Annotated in this window: 10 protein-coding genes and 1 other RNA gene; 8 read left to right on the top strand and 3 right to left on the bottom strand. The window is 36.8% G+C overall.

Annotation, left to right across the window (positions count from 1 at the left end; genetic code table 11):
- The 5 genes from CCAND38_RS05530 to CCAND38_RS05510 all read left to right on the top strand — a co-directional run.
- Positions 1 to 324 (top strand): ClpP family protease (locus CCAND38_RS05530; protein ID WP_042006650.1); only part of this gene is annotated, 324 nt, incomplete at its 5' end.
- A 69-nt stretch (positions 325 to 393) separates the two neighbouring features.
- Complete coding sequence (clpX, locus tag CCAND38_RS05525) at positions 394 to 1,626, top strand: ATP-dependent Clp protease ATP-binding subunit ClpX (RefSeq protein ID WP_042006651.1); 1,233 nt, start codon at positions 394 to 396, stop codon at positions 1,624 to 1,626.
- Positions 1,627 to 1,715: 89 nt separating this feature from the next.
- Complete coding sequence (locus tag CCAND38_RS05520) at positions 1,716 to 2,354, top strand: DUF2306 domain-containing protein (protein WP_042344254.1); 639 nt, start codon at positions 1,716 to 1,718, stop codon at positions 2,352 to 2,354.
- Positions 2,355 to 2,365: 11 nt separating this feature from the next.
- Positions 2,366 to 3,322 (top strand): YARHG domain-containing protein, encoded by a 957-nt coding sequence (locus CCAND38_RS05515; RefSeq protein ID WP_042344258.1) that lies wholly within the window; start codon positions 2,366 to 2,368, stop codon positions 3,320 to 3,322.
- 63 nt (positions 3,323 to 3,385) lie between these two features.
- Entirely contained in the window at positions 3,386 to 4,348 is a 963-nt protein-coding gene (locus CCAND38_RS05510) for a type I phosphomannose isomerase catalytic subunit (protein WP_042344253.1), read from the top strand.
- Between the two features lie 185 nt (positions 4,349 to 4,533).
- Here CCAND38_RS05510 and CCAND38_RS05505 read toward each other — a convergent pair whose 3' ends face one another.
- Entirely contained in the window at positions 4,534 to 6,120 is a 1,587-nt protein-coding gene (locus CCAND38_RS05505) for a glycoside hydrolase family 31 protein (RefSeq protein ID WP_231550000.1), read from the bottom strand.
- 92 nt (positions 6,121 to 6,212) lie between these two features.
- A complete protein-coding gene (trmB, locus tag CCAND38_RS05500; protein WP_042344252.1) occupies positions 6,213 to 6,896 on the bottom strand; it encodes a tRNA (guanosine(46)-N7)-methyltransferase TrmB in 684 nt (227 codons plus the stop codon).
- Positions 6,897 to 7,329: 433 nt separating this feature from the next.
- Between trmB and CCAND38_RS05495 the strand changes: the two genes are divergently transcribed.
- A complete protein-coding gene (locus CCAND38_RS05495; RefSeq protein ID WP_082023503.1) occupies positions 7,330 to 9,783 on the top strand; it encodes a TonB-dependent receptor in 2,454 nt (817 codons plus the stop codon).
- A gap of 28 nt (positions 9,784 to 9,811) precedes the next feature.
- Complete coding sequence (locus CCAND38_RS05490) at positions 9,812 to 11,143, top strand: DUF4374 domain-containing protein (protein WP_042344251.1); 1,332 nt, start codon at positions 9,812 to 9,814, stop codon at positions 11,141 to 11,143.
- A 68-nt stretch (positions 11,144 to 11,211) separates the two neighbouring features.
- Here CCAND38_RS05490 and rnpB read toward each other — a convergent pair.
- An RNA gene (rnpB, locus tag CCAND38_RS11360) (RNase P RNA component class A) lies at positions 11,212 to 11,510 on the bottom strand.
- A 430-nt stretch (positions 11,511 to 11,940) separates the two neighbouring features.
- On the opposite strand from rnpB, the gene CCAND38_RS05485 reads away from it, so the two are divergent.
- A partial coding sequence (locus CCAND38_RS05485) for a DUF5057 domain-containing protein (RefSeq protein ID WP_042344250.1) occupies positions 11,941 to 17,291 on the top strand: 5,351 nt, incomplete at its 3' end.

The raw sequence follows: 17,291 nt of genomic DNA, 5'->3' as shown, positions 1-17,291 counted from the left end.
GTTTTAGCCACTATCTGTACTGGTATGGCAGCTTCTATGGGAGCGGTACTTTTGTGTGCAGGAGCTGATGGAAAACGTTCGGCATTACCACACTCACGAGTGATGATTCACCAACCTTCGGGAGGAGCTCAAGGAGTAGCTACTGATATGGAAATCAACCTAAAAGAGATGCTAAAACTCAAAAATGAGTTGTATGAAATCATCGCTACTCACTCGAAGCAGCCATTTGAACGAGTGTATAAAGATTCTGAGCGCGATTACTGGATGAAAGCCGAAGAAGCTAAGGAGTATGGTATGATTGACGAGGTTTTGGTTAGAAAATAAATTTAAAAACTCTGGTTGGTGTTCGGCATACGCCTTCCATTCTATTTACCAACTTGAAAGAAAGATAATATGGCTAAAAAACAATCAGATAATTTTTGTTCATTTTGCGGTCGTCCTGAGTCGGAAACTGAATTGCTTGTCAATGGATTAGATGCGCGTATCTGTAATCATTGCATCGAACAAGCTCACGGCATATTTTTGGAGGAAATGAATTTTCAAAATGTCAAAACAGCAGACCAAAATGAATTGATTACACTAAAAAAACCTAAGGAAATTAAGGAATTTCTTGATCAGTACGTCATTGGACAGGATGCTACAAAAAAAATTCTTTCTGTGGCAGTATACAATCACTATAAACGTTTGCAACAGCCCGATACGGACGATAACGTAGAAATACAAAAGAGTAATGTCATCATAGTTGGACAAACTGGCACAGGAAAAACGTTGGTAGCGAAAACCATAGCTAAGTTGTTAAACGTTCCTTTGGCAATTGTTGATGCTACGGTACTTACCGAGGCAGGATATGTGGGTGAGGACGTAGAAAGCCTTTTAGTACGTTTGTTACAAGCGGCAGATTATGATGTGGCTAAAGCAGAAAGAGGTATTGTGTTCATTGATGAGATAGACAAAATTGCTCGTAAAGGTGATAATCCCTCTATTACGCGCGATGTGTCGGGTGAGGGGGTACAGCAAGGTTTGTTGAAACTCTTAGAAGGTTCAGTGGTAAATGTTCCACCTAAAGGAGGACGCAAACATCCCGACCAAAAGTACATTGAGGTCAATACGGAGAACATACTATTTATTGCAGGAGGTGCTTTCGATGGTATTGAGCGTATCATATCGAAGAGGATGAATATGCAAGCAGTAGGATATAACACCTCAAAAAACACTCAGATTGATAAAAAGAATTTGATGCAGTACATTATTCCTAAGGATTTGAAAGATTTTGGATTAATTCCAGAAATTATAGGGCGTTTGCCTGTGCTGACGTATATGAATCCCTTGGATAAAGAAACCTTGCGAATGATATTGACCGAACCTAAAAACGCTATTATAAAACAGTATCAAAAACTGTTTGAAATGGACGGTATCAAATTCAGTATTGATCCAGAAGCTTTAGATTTTATTGTCGAAAAGGCAATCGAATATAAGTTGGGAGCCAGAGGATTACGTTCCCTTTGTGAGAGTATCTTGACCGATGCGATGTTTGAGCTGCCAAGTTCCAACAAAAAGAAGTTGGTTGTCACCAAGGACTATGCCAAAGAAAAATTAGATAAATCAGGATTGCAAGTAACATCTTAAACAAGAAAACTCAACGCAAAAAAATGTGTTGAGTTTTTTTATTATCTATAACATTTTTCATTACCTTTGTAGGAATATTTCGAATCAGGATGTTAGCATTCAAAAGAAACATAACAGGGTTGCTTAAAGTTTTGATGATTGTTGCATTTGTCTATTTCTTTTGGCTTATGTTGAAAATCACTTGGCTTTATATTCCGATTCGGTCGGATGTTGCTTTTTTGATGATAAAACAGACCGAAGTGAACGCAGATTCGATGTATTTGCCTATTTTTTATGTGCATGTCTATACGAGTATTTTTATCCTTCTGTTTGGATTTTTAGCCATTCTACGTAAAAATTTTGGTATTGCTAAATTGCATAGTTGGACAGGAAGCGCATACGTTGTCCTACTTTTGCTATTTGCCGCTCCTTCAGGTATTTATATGGGAATATATGCTAATGGAAATGTTTATTCCGTAATTTCTTTTCTTATCTTAGGAATACTTTGGTGGTGGACAACTTTTATGGCGTATAGAACCGCAAGAGAAGGGAAATTTATCAAGCATAAACATTGGATGTGGCGAAGTTTTGCTCTTACCTTGTCAGCTATTACTCTGAGAATGTGGAAAGTAGTTATAGTTTACTTATTTCATCTACCTCCGATGGATACTTATCAAATAATTGCTTGGTTGGGATGGTTGCCTAACATTATTTTAGTAGAATACTTAATTTGGAAGAAGATAATTTAAAAAATACGATTATGAAAAAAATTTATTTAATCCTTTTCATGGCTTTTTTTGTGTTAATAGGATGTAATGAATCTCCTAAGAATAAAAAGCAAGAAAATCCAGAAGAAAATCCAGGTGTTCAGATAGAAAGACTACTGCCTGAAGTTACAGAAAGAGAGGCTTTAGCAAAAGAACACTATCCTGAGTTGTACGGAATTTATTCGGGCGATTTTATGATTCCTGAAAATGATGAAGAAATTAATTATTCAAGAGTAGAATATGGTGACTATAACAAGAAAATATCGTTGAAATTCAATAGAATAATCAATGATACGGTTTATGGACATAGCATCACAGGAGGAAATCAGCGACCCTTTGTTGGAACGTATGACAAAACATCTAACGTTTTTATCCTTAATGAACCAGGAGATGACAAAACCGACGGAAAGTTTGAATTACAACTCAAAAATGACAGTATAGTGGGAGTTTGGCGAGTTTATCAAAAGAAAAACGTACGTATTCCCAAAAAAGAATTGCGTTTGCAGAGAAAAGTTTTTGCATATGATCCTAATTTGATGTTGGATAGGGATACGGATTTGATAGATTGGTCAAGCCCTAAAGAATTTATAGATAGTTTTGTTGATTCGGACACAGAAGAGGGAGAGGAAGAGAATTACTCAGATGTCGGGTATCGTGTTGCTTCAGAACTTATTTTTGAAATAAATGCTTCAACGCAAAAGCTGACCGAAAAAGATCTGAAGAATCTTAAAAAATTAGATTTGGAAATCATTCGAAATTCAGTTTACGCACGTCATGGATATTCGTTCAAGAAAGCAACTTACCGTTACTTTTTTGAAATGACAGATTGGTATATTCCTGTTTCTGATAATGTTGATGATCAGCTTTCAGTGTTGGAAAAGGAGAATATTGTACTGCTGAATCGTATGATAAAATATGCCGAAGATCATTATGATACTTTTGGTAGGTAAGTAGAGAATAGTAGTTAGTGATTAGCTTATAGTAATTAATTTTCAACAATATCAATAAATAATATGTATCCAATAAAATTTAAACCCATTTTAAAAGAACGTCTTTGGGGAGGAACGAAGCTCAAAACATTGTTTAATAAACCGATAGAAACCGATATCACAGGCGAGAGTTGGGAGGTGTCAGCAGTCAAAGGAGATATTTCCGTGGTAGCGAATGGCGAATTCAAAGATAAGTCATTGCAGGAGTTGATTGATTTATATCCGAATGAGTTGTTAGGCAAACATGTCTATGAAAGATTTGGTACAGATTTCCCAATTTTGATAAAATTCATTGATGCTCGTGAGGATTTATCAATTCAGGTACATCCTAATGATGATTTGGCAAAAAAACGACATAATTCTTTTGGAAAAACTGAGATGTGGTACGTTATGCAAGCCGATCCAGGTGCAAAACTCATTGTAGGGTTTAATAAAGATGTAACCAAAGAAGAATATCAGAAACACCTCACAGAAGGTACACTTACTGATATTATGAATTACGAAGAGGTGAGCGAAGGCGATACTTTTTTCATCAATACGGGTAAAGTTCATGCCATTGGAGGAGGAATAATCATAGCTGAGATTCAGCAAACAAGTGATATTACCTATCGCGTGTACGACTTCAATCGCAAGGACAAGAACGGTAATTTGCGTGAGCTTCACACCGAATTAGCCTTGGAAGCTATTGATTATCAGAAGAAAGATGATTTTAAAGTAAGTTACTCAAAATCAGAGAACACGACCAATAAAATGGTCGATTGCCCTTATTTTATTACCCATTATTTAAGTCTTTCGGAAGATTTTGAAAAGAAAATTGGAGCGGAAGACTCATTTCACATCTACATGTGTGTAAAAGGCAGTGGAATAGTTTCTGATGGAAAAACAGAACTATCTATAAATCAAGGAGAAACAGTGCTTTTCCCCGCAGTTTGTGATACGTTACAAGTGAAAACATCAGGCATTGAACTTTTAGAAGTTTCTTTGTGATAGAAAGGGTACGAATCTCAAAGTGAATATTCGTAAGGGAAAAAATTAGGTTGCATACAGCAATTTGTGTAAGTCAGAGAGTTATTGAGAATTTATAGAACTTAAAAAACGAAAATTTAACTAATGCTTCGGTATAGCTAAATAACTCTTTAACTTACACTCTTTTTTGGATAATATCAAAAAAGCTATTTCACAGGTGTAAACCATAATAATCTGTCCAAAGGAACAGTAAATTTGTACGATTTACCACCTTTATATACCTTTCCTTTGTCATCCTTCCACTTTCCTTTAGGAAGTTTTACACTTCGGACATTACTTTTCTCCATTATTGGAGCTACCAGATAGGTGTCTCCCAGCATATACTGGTCTTTACAATCTTCAAACCCTTGATTCGGGAAAGCGTATTCCATATGTTGAACAATAGGTTCACCTGTTTTAGCAGATTTTTTAGCTTGTTGTAATATATAATCGCCTAATTGTTCGTGCCATTTTGCGTATTTCAAGCATATTTCAAGATTTTCTTTACTCAAAATTCGCCAAGGAGCTACCGAAAACTGCATCATTGGCATCATTGAATGAATCTGACAAGAACGAACAATCAAACTTTGGTCAAATTTTGTAGGGTCAATACCTTGAAAACTAGAAAATTCACCTCCTCCAATCATATCAGGACAAGTATAAGCATATCCAAGGAGTCCACAAGCAATCATATCAGGGACGAGTCGCGAAACGCCATCCCAAGAATACGCTTTATCTCCCAAGCGTTGTACTAAAGGTTGCCCTCCCATTTGCCAACAAGCACGATACTCGTTATAAGGGAATTCCAAACCGAGTTTTGCCCAGAGGAAAGTCTGTTCTACGTCAAATGATTGTTTGTCAAAAACATCAATCTCCTCTTCGAGGTAACGCTCTGGGTCACCTGCGTCAAATTTAAATCCGTCGATGCCGTAATCCTTTTGCATCTTTTTGAGTATCTGGGTAAAATGATCAAAAGCATTAGGGTTACTAAAATCGTAACAAGCACTGAATCCATTCCACCAACGTAATAAGGCTGCGTATTTGCTGTTTTTTTTCTTTACAAGGAAACCTTTACGCTGTAAGTCTCTAAATTCTTGTGAATCAGGTGATACGAAGGGACTAACCCACAGTAAAACTTTGAATCCCATTTTGTGGAGTTCATTTATCAATGCTTTAGGATTAGGAAATTTGTCTGGACGAAATTCGAAATTCCCGTAGTATTTCTGCCAGTTATCGTCAATCATCAAAATACCTGCGGGAAAACCGTTTTTCACGATATTTCGGGCATAATTTAGGATATCTTCTTGATTTTGGTTGTAAACTAGTTCAATCCACGTGTTGTATTGAGGTTTTGAAAAGAAGAGTTCAGGAGGAATTTTTCCTGATGATGGAAAGTATTTGTTACAGGCAGCCAGATAAGCCTCACGGAGGGTATTTCCACCAGTTCCTAGTTCAATTTTTCCACGTGTGGTTTTTACTTTAATTTGATTTTCTGTGAATTGAAACTCCATTGGTGTTTCACTCCAAAGATAGCGCCCTTTGTTAGACACAAAAAGGGAGACAGTTTGATTGTTGAAATTACGAGTTCGCAAGTCGATGACTTTCGTTTGTGAAAAAGGCATTGAATTACCAAAGCTGGTAGCTCCACCCCACCATTTTTCACCTGTGAGCAGGTTGATTTCCTTCTGCTCTTGTGCTGAAACTACTAACGTTAAGCAAAAGAGACTAATCAAACTGGAAAAATTTTTTATCATCTTTATTCTTTTTTATTACACCAAATAATAGGAAGTGATGGATGGTTTTAGTCAATAGAGATTAACAATTAAGTGATTATACTTTTTGAATCTTAAACGTTATCTTTTATTCTAAATCGAATGTAAGTAATCGGTTTATTTTGAGATAGATAAAACTGCTCGTAGAACGTTTGAATTTCTGTCACATCTGCTGGAACCCCATCGCTGTTGTAGATATTATGATTTGCATAAACTACCTCATGTCCCAATCCATGAAGCAGTCCTAGGGTATATCCATGCATAAATTCGCTATCCGTCTTCAAATGGATATAACCTTCCGATGAAAGTATGTTTTTGTAGCGGTTTAAAAAATCCATATTTGTAAGCCTATGTTTGGTGCGTTTATATTTGATTTGTGGATCAGGAAACGTAATCCAGATTTCACTCACTTCCCCAGGAGCGAAACAATGTTCAATAAGTTCAATTTGTGTGCGTAAAAACGCTACATTAGGTATGTTTTCTTCAATAGCAGTTTTCGCACCACGCCAAAATCGAGCTCCTTTAATATCAATACCAATAAAATTTTTATTCGGATTTTTCTTTGCTAATCCGATAGAATATTCTCCTTTACCACACCCCAATTCTAATACGATTGGCAGATTATTCTTAAAATATTCTTGATGCCATTTGCCTTTAAAAGCGAAGGATTCGGCAAGTAGCTCATCCCGTTTAGGTTGCAGTACATTTGAAAAAGTTTCGTTCTCTTTGAAGCGTTTTAGTTTATTTTTACTTCCCACAGCTATATTTTTTAGATTGAATAAGGATGTCTGAAATGATTATTTCGTTTGAATTATAAAGGTTGTAACGGATTTATTCTTCTGTATATTAATTTTTTAGATCGCTAAAATGTGATTTTTCAGCAGGTTAATAATCTTATAATTCAGGGGGCAAAAATACAGAAAAAAGAAGATTTGAGAAATTTTATATCTGTTTTTCGTGTAACTTTTCTATAATTTTCATTTTTTTTTCAAAACAGCATTGGTAGATATAATGTCTCTAATAGCTGTTAAAGAGAAATACTTCAAGAAGTGGATTTATTTTGATTTTAGGTTAATATTTTTATTTAAATTCATTCTACATAAAAATATTTTTTTTATATTTGCACCGATTTAGTCTAAATCATTAGTGTAAGTAATTGTAAATCATTAATTTGAGAATAAAATCAGTTAGATGAATAATATATACATTCGTTTTCTTTTTTTTCTATTGACGTACGCCAGTATAGGTGTTTTCCCTATCATCCATGCTCAACAACCTCCTAAAAATCGTGGAATGCTCATGGGGAGAGTTGTTTACGCTAATGGAGCGCCTGTGGACATGGCTACGGTTGTTATTCGTAGTTTGAACAGGCATACGTCCACTGACGAAAAGGGAATGTTCCGACTTGAAAACTTGGCATTAGGAAAAGAATATGTAGTTGAGGTAATTCCTTTTGGAGGACAGTCAGTTCAAGTGAAAGCCGATTTAAGAAGAAAATCAACCGAACTGTTCGTTCGTTTGAAATACGACGAGGCAATTACCCTCAGTCAAGTAGAAGTTTTGGGGAAAAGTAAGGGCAGACAATCCAAAGATCAAGGCTATGCTATGAATGTTATTAGCACTAAAGATGTGTTGATGCAAAATATTCAAACTACGGAGCTTTTGGGGCGTTCGGCGGGGATTAAAATCCGTCAGTCGGCAGGAATGGGTTCGGATATTTCTTTCAATTTGAATGGTTTATCAGGAAATTCAGTGCGTATTTTCATTGATGGCATTCCGATTCGCAATTATGGACGCTCGTTTTCGCTTAGCAGTATTCCTCCCTCGATGATTGAACGTATTGAGGTGTACAAAGGTGTGCTACCAGCGGAGCTTTCCGAAGATGCTTTGGGCGGAGGAATTAATGTGGTACTGAAAAAAGATATGCGGAGTAACATCATGACTTCCTATTCCTACGGTTCGTTTAACACTCACCAGTGGGATTTGAACGCAAGTCACCGTGATAAAGAAACGGGATTTTTAGCAACTTTATCCTCTTTTTATAATGTTACGGATAATAACTACAAGGTTTGGGGCGAAAATGTGTATGTGACAAATCCAATTACTGGAGAGTACACCCATGTTAAAGCAGAGCGTTTTCATGATAAATACTATTCGTCGGGTATCAAATCGAACTTTGGTTTTACACGCAAAAAATGGGCAGATGAATTTCTACTTGGATTTATGTTTTCAGAGATGGAGCGTGATATACAAACGGGAGCTACTATGGAAGTAGTATATGGTAATCGCAGAACGGAGTACAAAACCGCTATGGGAAATTTTCAGTACAAGAAAAATGACCTGTTTGTTAATGGATTAGACGTTTCTGCATTCGTAACTTATTCCAAAACATATCGTCAGTTGATTGATACTGTTCCTTATGTATACAATTGGAAAGGAGAAATTGCAAGAGGGTATAACAATCAGCTACTTAAATGGCAGAGTGGGGCAGAGGGTGATAGCCCTACTTTAGCAACTAATGATGAACGAAATTTAGCGAATAGACTAAATGCTCATTATCATATTCACAAAAATCATCTCATTGGTGTGAGTTACTTTTTGGGAACGTTTATACGCCAAATAGATGATCCTTTATTGCCTGAGGATATTCGAAATTTGTTAGATGAACGAAAATATCACAAGAAAATTACGAGTTTTAATTACGATGTAAATCTGTTTGATGATAAACTAAAGTCTTCGTTATTCTATAAAATTTATAGTCAGCAGGTTTCTTTAACGGAATTTATAAGGACAAGAAATCCTAATGGAACCATCGTAGTAAATAACGTGAAACATAATAATAAGGTTAATGATCAAGGTTATGGTTTTACGCTTTCGTATGCACTTACACCTAAGATAATAGTTTCATTATCAGGAGAAAAGTCAATACGTTTACCAGAGAGTACCGAACTTTTAGGTAATACGAGCCAAGGAGTATCACCAAGTTTAGGGTTAAAGCCTGAATATAGTAATAACTTAAATGCAGGGATAAATTTCAGAGATTTTTCTTTTGGAAAACATCAATTGGGAGCTGAAATGAACTTTTTTGTTCGTGATATTAATGATATGATTGTTAGAGGAGTACCTCGTCCGAGTGATGATTTTTTCCGTTTTGAGAACTTGGGGAAAATAATCAGTAAAGGAATTGATGTTGAATTGCGTTATATTTGGGATAAACACTTGATTTTCAATGGTAATGTTTCTTATTTTAATGCGTTGTTTAATTTAGAGTTTTCGCCAGACACAGGGCTTCGCTATGCTCACTACAGAAATCGTTTGAGGAATGCTCCCTATTTTACAGCCAATGCTAATGTCGAATACATTTTTAAGGGCATAATTCAGGAAAAATCACAGGTGTCATTTAATTATAATTTTAGTTATACACATGAGTTTTTCAAAGAATGGGAGGCCTATGGAGCCGTAGGAAAAATCATAATTCCTTCACAACCACTGCACGATTTGGGAATAACTTATTCCTTTCCAAATCGAAAATGGATATTAGCGTTTAATGCTAAAAATATTTTTGACACTCAAGTGTTTGATAATTTTGCTCTACAAAAACCAGGACGTTCCATCTTTGGGAAAATCACATATACAATTTTTTAAAATAAATTATTAACTAAATAAAGATAAAATGAAACAAAAAAAAATTACATCAAAAACGTTATTTCTTGCAATAATCGCAACAGGTTTGACGGTCGTAGGCTGTAACAAGGAAGGAAGCTCAACCCCTGAAGTAGATCCAAATGCAGGAGTTATTTTCCATTTGGGATACGGTTCAGGATATAAAGGAACAGCATCAGCTAATGTTGCTCCTATTACGAATTTGAAAACAGGCTCAATCACTTTTGAAGGAGAAGGGAAAATTGGTAAAGCCTTTGAATCAGCCCGAACACATCGTTTTTATGCATCTGCTGATGGGAAATTTTTGTATGATTTGGAGTACGGCAACGGGAAAATCGTAAAATATTCTGTTTCGGGAAATGACCAATTGTATAGTAAAGTGAAAGATCTTTCTGTTAAGGAAATTATGGGAACCAGCAATCCTCGTTGGAAAATGATTGACGATAAAACAGCGTTGCTTTTTAACATAACACCTAAGTATAGAGTAGATGGTAACACAGGAGCGGTAACTGCAAAGGAAAAATCAAAACTTCGTATTCTCAGTGTAAATTTAACGGATTTTACATTAGGAAAACCTGTTGACATAGAAATCCCAGATGCAAAATCATCTGATGTACTTCCAAATGCACATATTTGGCGAGTAGATAATGCTATTGTTCACAATGGAAAAGCATACATAGGTACAGCTGTTCAAGGGTTTAATGAAACAACTCAAAAAATCGTTGCTACACGTCAGTATGGTTCAGGAAATAGTTTGATTGCACATGATGCTACAACATTGGTGCTTGACTATCCTTCGTTCCAAAATCCAAAACTTACATATTCCACACAAGGATATGGAGAAACATATGGCTATCGTGCACCATCTTATTTAATTGACGGAAATGATGTCTATAATATTTCGATGGAGCAAACACACATATTTAAAATAAATTCTGTAACGGGAGAGTATGACAACAGTTATGATTTTGATTTAAAAGAAAAATTAGGTCTTTCACACGATGTTGCAGGTACAGGATTTTTCTATGCAGGTAACGGAATTGCTTATGTGCCATTCGCTGAGGCTTCAAAATTAGAAGCAACTGATGCTACCTGGGGCTTAGCACGTGTAGATTTAAGAGCAAAAACAGCTAAGAAAATGAATATGCCTTCCAAACTATGGATGCGTTACTATCAAGCTGCTAAATTAGGTAAGGATGGTAAACTTTACATGGCAATCTGCCCAACCTCAGGTTCAGGAAATATCTATATTTTTGATCCGACCAAGGACGATCCTAACGGATTTGAAAAAGGAGCTACACTTCAAGTTTCAGGAGAAGGTTTCTATATGGGAGTATATTAATCCTACTTCATACTGAATTATAACTAATGAAAGGCTATCCGAAAATAAATCGAATAGCCTTTCTTTATTTAAAAAGCAAATCATAAGCCGGATTCTGTAATCTTTTTGTAAAGACGCTTATCATTTATCTTGATTTACAATTACTTGTAAACTCAAACCGCCTACCCTCCAACATCGAACGAGCCGCCCTCAAGTGCTGGTTTACATAGCGTTGCACCGCATAGAGTTTACCTGATTTCACTACAACCGTATTGTACATCCTTTCTGTTGCACTGGTCCTCGCCTTACGACGGACGGGCGTTACCCGCTATGCTGCTCTATGGTGTCCGGACTTTCCTCTATAAATAGCGATAAGCCGATTTGCTCTCGAGGCAAAAGTATAAAATATATGGAAAATACACAATAGAATCTACAATAGTTCCAAGGAATGTTATATCACACTGTAATTTTGAAAAATCGTTCTGTATTTTTTAACACAATAGGAGATGCATAGGTGGCTATAATTTGAAAAATAGGCTTTTAAGGTACAGATAATTCATATATACACAATCTTGTAAAATACAATTTGTACTGTTAATGAAGTAGTTACTATATCCATGCCACTATCTATCTTTAGTCTGAAGATAATATGTGGGATGTAGTGTCCCATTGTTTCCTGTTGATAAAATTGTTAATAATGTTGTAAAAACGATTTAAAAGTGCTGAGTATACAATAAAATTTTTACCTTTGTCCACATTTGTACAACTAACAAATGATAACTAAAGGATAAACTTGAGCGTTTTTTATTACTAAGGATATGAAAAAACTATTTTTTTTATTTGTAACATTTTTTACGTTCGTGTCGTTAAAGGGGCAATCAGTGGTTTCGGTTGCTATTGATACGGATTTTTCATTCGGAACAAATAGCTTTGAAGCGGGGAAACTCACTGTGGAGGCTAATGTGCCTAATGGTACATCACAGGTTACCATTACCTTACCTGATGGGGTGACTTACAAAAATAATTCGCTTACTTTTGATACTTCCGTATCAGGGGTGGCTGGTAATCCTACGGCTTCATCGGTAAGTGCTTCGGGCAATCAACTTACCTTTAATCTTGGAGTAACTTCGGCAGGAGCTGTTAAATTTTCCATAGTTAAGGAAATGTCGCCACAGGCACATTTAGCGGTTCGAGCAGGTCAGCAGTTAAGAGATAAGGTTAAAATTCAGCAGGGAGTCATCTCTGACGAAAAAGTCTCTAATGACCATTACTTCTATAAGTATCCCATTATGAATTTACAACAGATGGACGCTAATGTTACTGTTGTAAAAAATACGGAGTACACAGGCAGTTTCGTTATACTCAACGGAGGTACTGCAACCGCAGAAGATGTGTATTTTACTATTGAGTATCCCGAAGGCATTAGTGGAGGGGAGGTACGCCTAAATTCAGCAACGGGGACGATACTCACATCTTACCGTACAGAAGGCAACAAAAAATTTTTCAAGATAGCAAAAACTGAGTTTGCTGGAGCTAACGGCTTGGTTCCTGCTACTTCTGTTACGGTTTTTGATAAATATACCGTTACGGTTAACTGTTTAGATAAAAATATCACCTATACAGCCAATTGGGGAAAAACTGGTGATGTAAACGATTGGTATCAAGCGGACGACACTGCAAATAGAAAATTACGTCGTGTAGCTACCCCTGAGGGAGAACCCAGACTTGAATACACACGAAAAAATCCGACAAGTCCTAATGTAAATAATGGTTATGATAATATAGATTATACCAAGACCTATTTCATCATAGATAAAGGGCTTTGTGCTACTGTGGGCGAATCGGTAGGAAAGGTAAGGCTTTCATTTACTAACTACGGATCAAATACCTCTTTGAGCTCTGCAATATATAAGTTAGCTATTTACATAAAACAAGAGAGTTCGAGTCGCTTTCCAGTCCTTTTTAAACCAGCTAACGTGAAGGTAGGAACAAAAGTACTTATTACAACCCCAGTAGACACTTCGGGGCTTACCAATAAAGTAGATTTCAGTTCGTTGAATGCTGACCCCGATGGATCGGGAGGTTTAGATGACCTTGATGGCGACGGCGTTTATGACGATTTACCATCAATGGCGACTTTTGTTTTGGAATACGACTTAATAAAAGTTGAGGACTCGTCCAATAAATGTGGCTCCACTAATTATTATTCATATTTATATTACCGATATGATCCGTACATAACCTATCAAACCTTGTGTGGTAATAAGATGGGGGGGCAAGGGGCTAATCCACTTCAAGGAGCACGTTACTTACGAGATTGGACTTTTTATAGAAATTACCAAGCCCCAGACGCCTCGTTTGTGGTGCCTACTTTGTTTGAAGGAGAAGCCGCAAAACAGGTGCATTTTGCCATAGGACAGGCTCCCAATTATTGGATAAGAGAGGTAGGCTCTACGGGTCAGGAAGAAGCTAGATGGCGCATACGCTACAAAATCACCCTGCCTTCTAACGTAACGGCTTCCAATTTTAAATGGTATAAATCCAATGGATATGAAGTTCTTCCCCCTACATCGGGGCAGACCGTAATACCCACCATTTCAGGGAATGTATATACCTTTGAGGCTCTTGAAGATAATGTCAGAGGATATATAACGATGGATCTTGCTGCCAATTGCGGAGCAAGTTCTAATACCACTATCGATTATGAAATTTCGCACTTGGATCATTATGGTAAGCCCCAACAATGTGCCGTCAGGTTGATATGCGATAGCAAGCCTATAAGAATTATTTGTGGAGATGATTGTGATAATGATGGACCTCAAATAGATGCAACATATGCTGAAAGGGCTGAAAATTCATTAGGGTGGACTGACCATACGATGCAAATTCGACATACCAAAGCAACCTTACGACCTATAGCTCCAGAGCTATTGGAATATGCCCTTGAACACGATGATGTAGAGGTGTTTGCTAAAGGAAAGCAAAATCGGGGCAACACCGACAATCTATATTATCGTTTTAAAACGGGTAAAAACGTAGCGCTGAAGCCTAAATCGGTTTTAGTAAAATTCACAAACGGAACTCGTACAGGTACTCAGTACACCATTAATGCCGATCCATCTACGTTAACCCAAATAAACAGTGGTTCAGGAATTAATCGGCAAATGACCTTTGATTGGAATTTGACCCAAGCGTTAGGTGGGCAACCTTTGTTACAAGGCGAAACCTTTGAGGTAACGGCTACCTATCAAGTAACTAAATACGATTGGGTCGTAGGTTATAATATATCTTTTGACAATTATACAACACAACGTTACATAGGAGAGTCTTCTCATTTTTATATGAAAAGAGCAGGAACCGAATTGTATTGTGGAGCACCTCGTACGCCTGAAAATATGAAAATTATTTTGTTGTATCCCTTTGATGGCACTAATGGGAACCAAAGAACCAATGCTTGTATTCCTAAGGATGTTGATGGGAATCTATTACATATAGGTAAACGTCATAGAGGGTCGAACATATCGCTTACTAAACACGAGTTTCGTCCTGATCGTTTGATAAAGAGTTTTAAATTTACCCTACCCAAAACTTATTCAGTAACCGAAAGGGTACGTTATCAATATAGAATAGCACAACCCAGTGATAGCGGGGAAAAATTCATAACTAAATATTTTGAGTATTCTGATTTTACTAAAACTACATCGAATGGGGTTACTACCTATGAAATTCAGAATACGTATGACCCTGTAACCAAAACCTATAAATTGCCACCAGGTTTAATTTCAAAAACGAATGACTATGCTACCCACATAATGGTAACAGTTATTGGTTCGTGTCGTTCTACCCAGTCAGGATTTACCACAGGTAAAAACGACACCCCTGATGATGTAATAATATATCCTACTTATTATGATGATTTTTACCATTATGCAGGAATTAATCTTGACCCCTCGGTTTCTAATCCACCTGTGGATCAACTAAAAACGATCTCGTATGATTTGGATATGATTAACAAGCCTACCATAAAATTAGAATCATCGGGTAACAATGAAGTAGTACTTACAGAGGCAGTAACAGAACTAAAAGTAAAACTCACAAATTTAGGTACGATATCAAAAGCGCCTTACACTTGGATTTCTATCCCCGATGTGCAAGGAGTTGAAATCTTAGGGTTTTATGATGGGGCGGATGCCATTACGCATTCACCTACTATTACAGGACAAAAAATGTATCATCTTTCAGAGCAAGGGTTAGCCCCTAATACTTCAAAAGAATATCGGGTTTTGGTTCGCTTGACAAATTGCCAAGATGCAACCTTAAGCTTGTATGCAGGTTGGAATTGTACTTCGTTCTCAAAAGGATACAATGATCCTGAAACGTGTAGCAGTGCTAATACGACAGGATTGGATAATGCAAAAACTTCATTTATATTGAAAGCTGCAAACAGTGAAACACAACTTGAACGTACTGTTACGCCTTATCCAGAAACACCTGGAAGCCAAATAGGCCGTTTGCATATGTGTGAAGACAACTGGTATGAATACGAAATCAATAACGGAAAACCAGGTAATGTGGTGGATATTAAGATGTCTATTGCCAAAGCAACAGGTATTGATATTCAAGAAGTACAGGCATTTTATCCGTCAAATAGCACAGTAACCCGTACACTTACAGCCGTTACAGTTGGTAATAACCTGCAGTATACGCTGTTGAATGCAGATGAAATTCTTAAAGGAACAGCAGCTGCATCAGGAACTAATTCGCCTGAACGTAAAATACGTGTTCGCGTAAATGTGAAACCAAAGTGTGATTTCCGTGTAGGATCAACGTTCAGTGTTGAGGTTTTAGGTAAAAACGTGTGTGGCGGTGAACTTGAAGGTACGCGTGATAACGCTATTACTGCGGGAGTTGATGGGGTGAATTCTGCGAACTATACGGTAAATAATACCCTTGTCAGAAAATCGGGTAATGCTAATTATTGTGCAACTGGAGTCGGAGCTGTATACGAAGGTATGCATCAAATTCAAGCTTCTGGAGGAAATTCTAGTGGAGCTGACGGAAAAGTAATCGTTAAAATACCTGATGGATTCCAGTACGTTACAGGAACGTTTACCGTTACCGGAAAGAACGGAACTTTTGCTGATCCTGTTTTGGAATCAACAACACAAAATATTGACCATCAGGAATTGGTTATAAAAATTCCTTCTGGTATGTTTAATCTACATCATTTTAAATATGAGATAACCGTTAAACAGAAAAACGAACCAGCGAAAGATTGTGCTGTACCAAGTAAGATAACCTACTACACTATCGACGTAGCGAACAATATTTCGTGTAACGGAACTGCTTGTCCGTCTATTAGTGTGGTTACTTCGCCAGAAAAAACGGTTGATATCCACACCGATAGAGCTAAGTTGAGTATTGAAAATATGAAGATAACGTCAACGGCTGTTGGAGGGCAAGAGCAACTAAATTTCACTTTTGATATGCGAAATGGAAGTGCAACGGAGGCGTATTCAGGAAATTTGGTGGTTTCGTTATATGAAGATCAAAATTTTGACGGTATTATTCAAGAAACCGAAAAATTAACAGGTAAGGACATTGTAATTTCAGGAAAAACCTTTAATGCAAACGCTTTAACACAAAATTTAACTGGAACGGTTTCTTTGCCCGAAAATCAAATTTGCCGATTGTATTTGAGAATTTCAGGACAATCAAACTTTTGTTTGTGTGATACTCCTCCTTTGAAGGCTTCTATACCTAATCCTATTTCAGGCTTGGTAACTAATTTGACCGTTTGTGCGGGTGAACAAGGACAATTTGTCTATAACGTAACGGCTCCTAATTATCAGAGCTATCAATGGACGGCATCCAATGTAGCTGATTTAGCATATTTGTCTTCATCAAATATAAAAGATCCTGTGTTTACCTATACAGGAGTGTCAAGTACAAATACAAGAACCATTACTTATGGATTGAAAATAACAAGAACCAACGGTTGCGAATCGACTCAATCAGTAACGGTAACAGTTAAGCCTTCTCCTGCCTTTACGGTAGCTACGCCACAAAATTTCTGTGATGCAGCCACTGTTTTGGATTTGAAAAAACGTATTAACGCTACTGCTTTCAATACTATTAAGGTTTATAGCGGAAATATGCTACTGAACGA

Origin of the sequence: Capnocytophaga canis (assembly GCF_000827555.1) — a bacterium.
Lineage (GTDB): Bacteria > Bacteroidota > Bacteroidia > Flavobacteriales > Flavobacteriaceae > Capnocytophaga > Capnocytophaga canis.
This window is presented reverse-complemented; position numbering and strand designations above follow the sequence as displayed.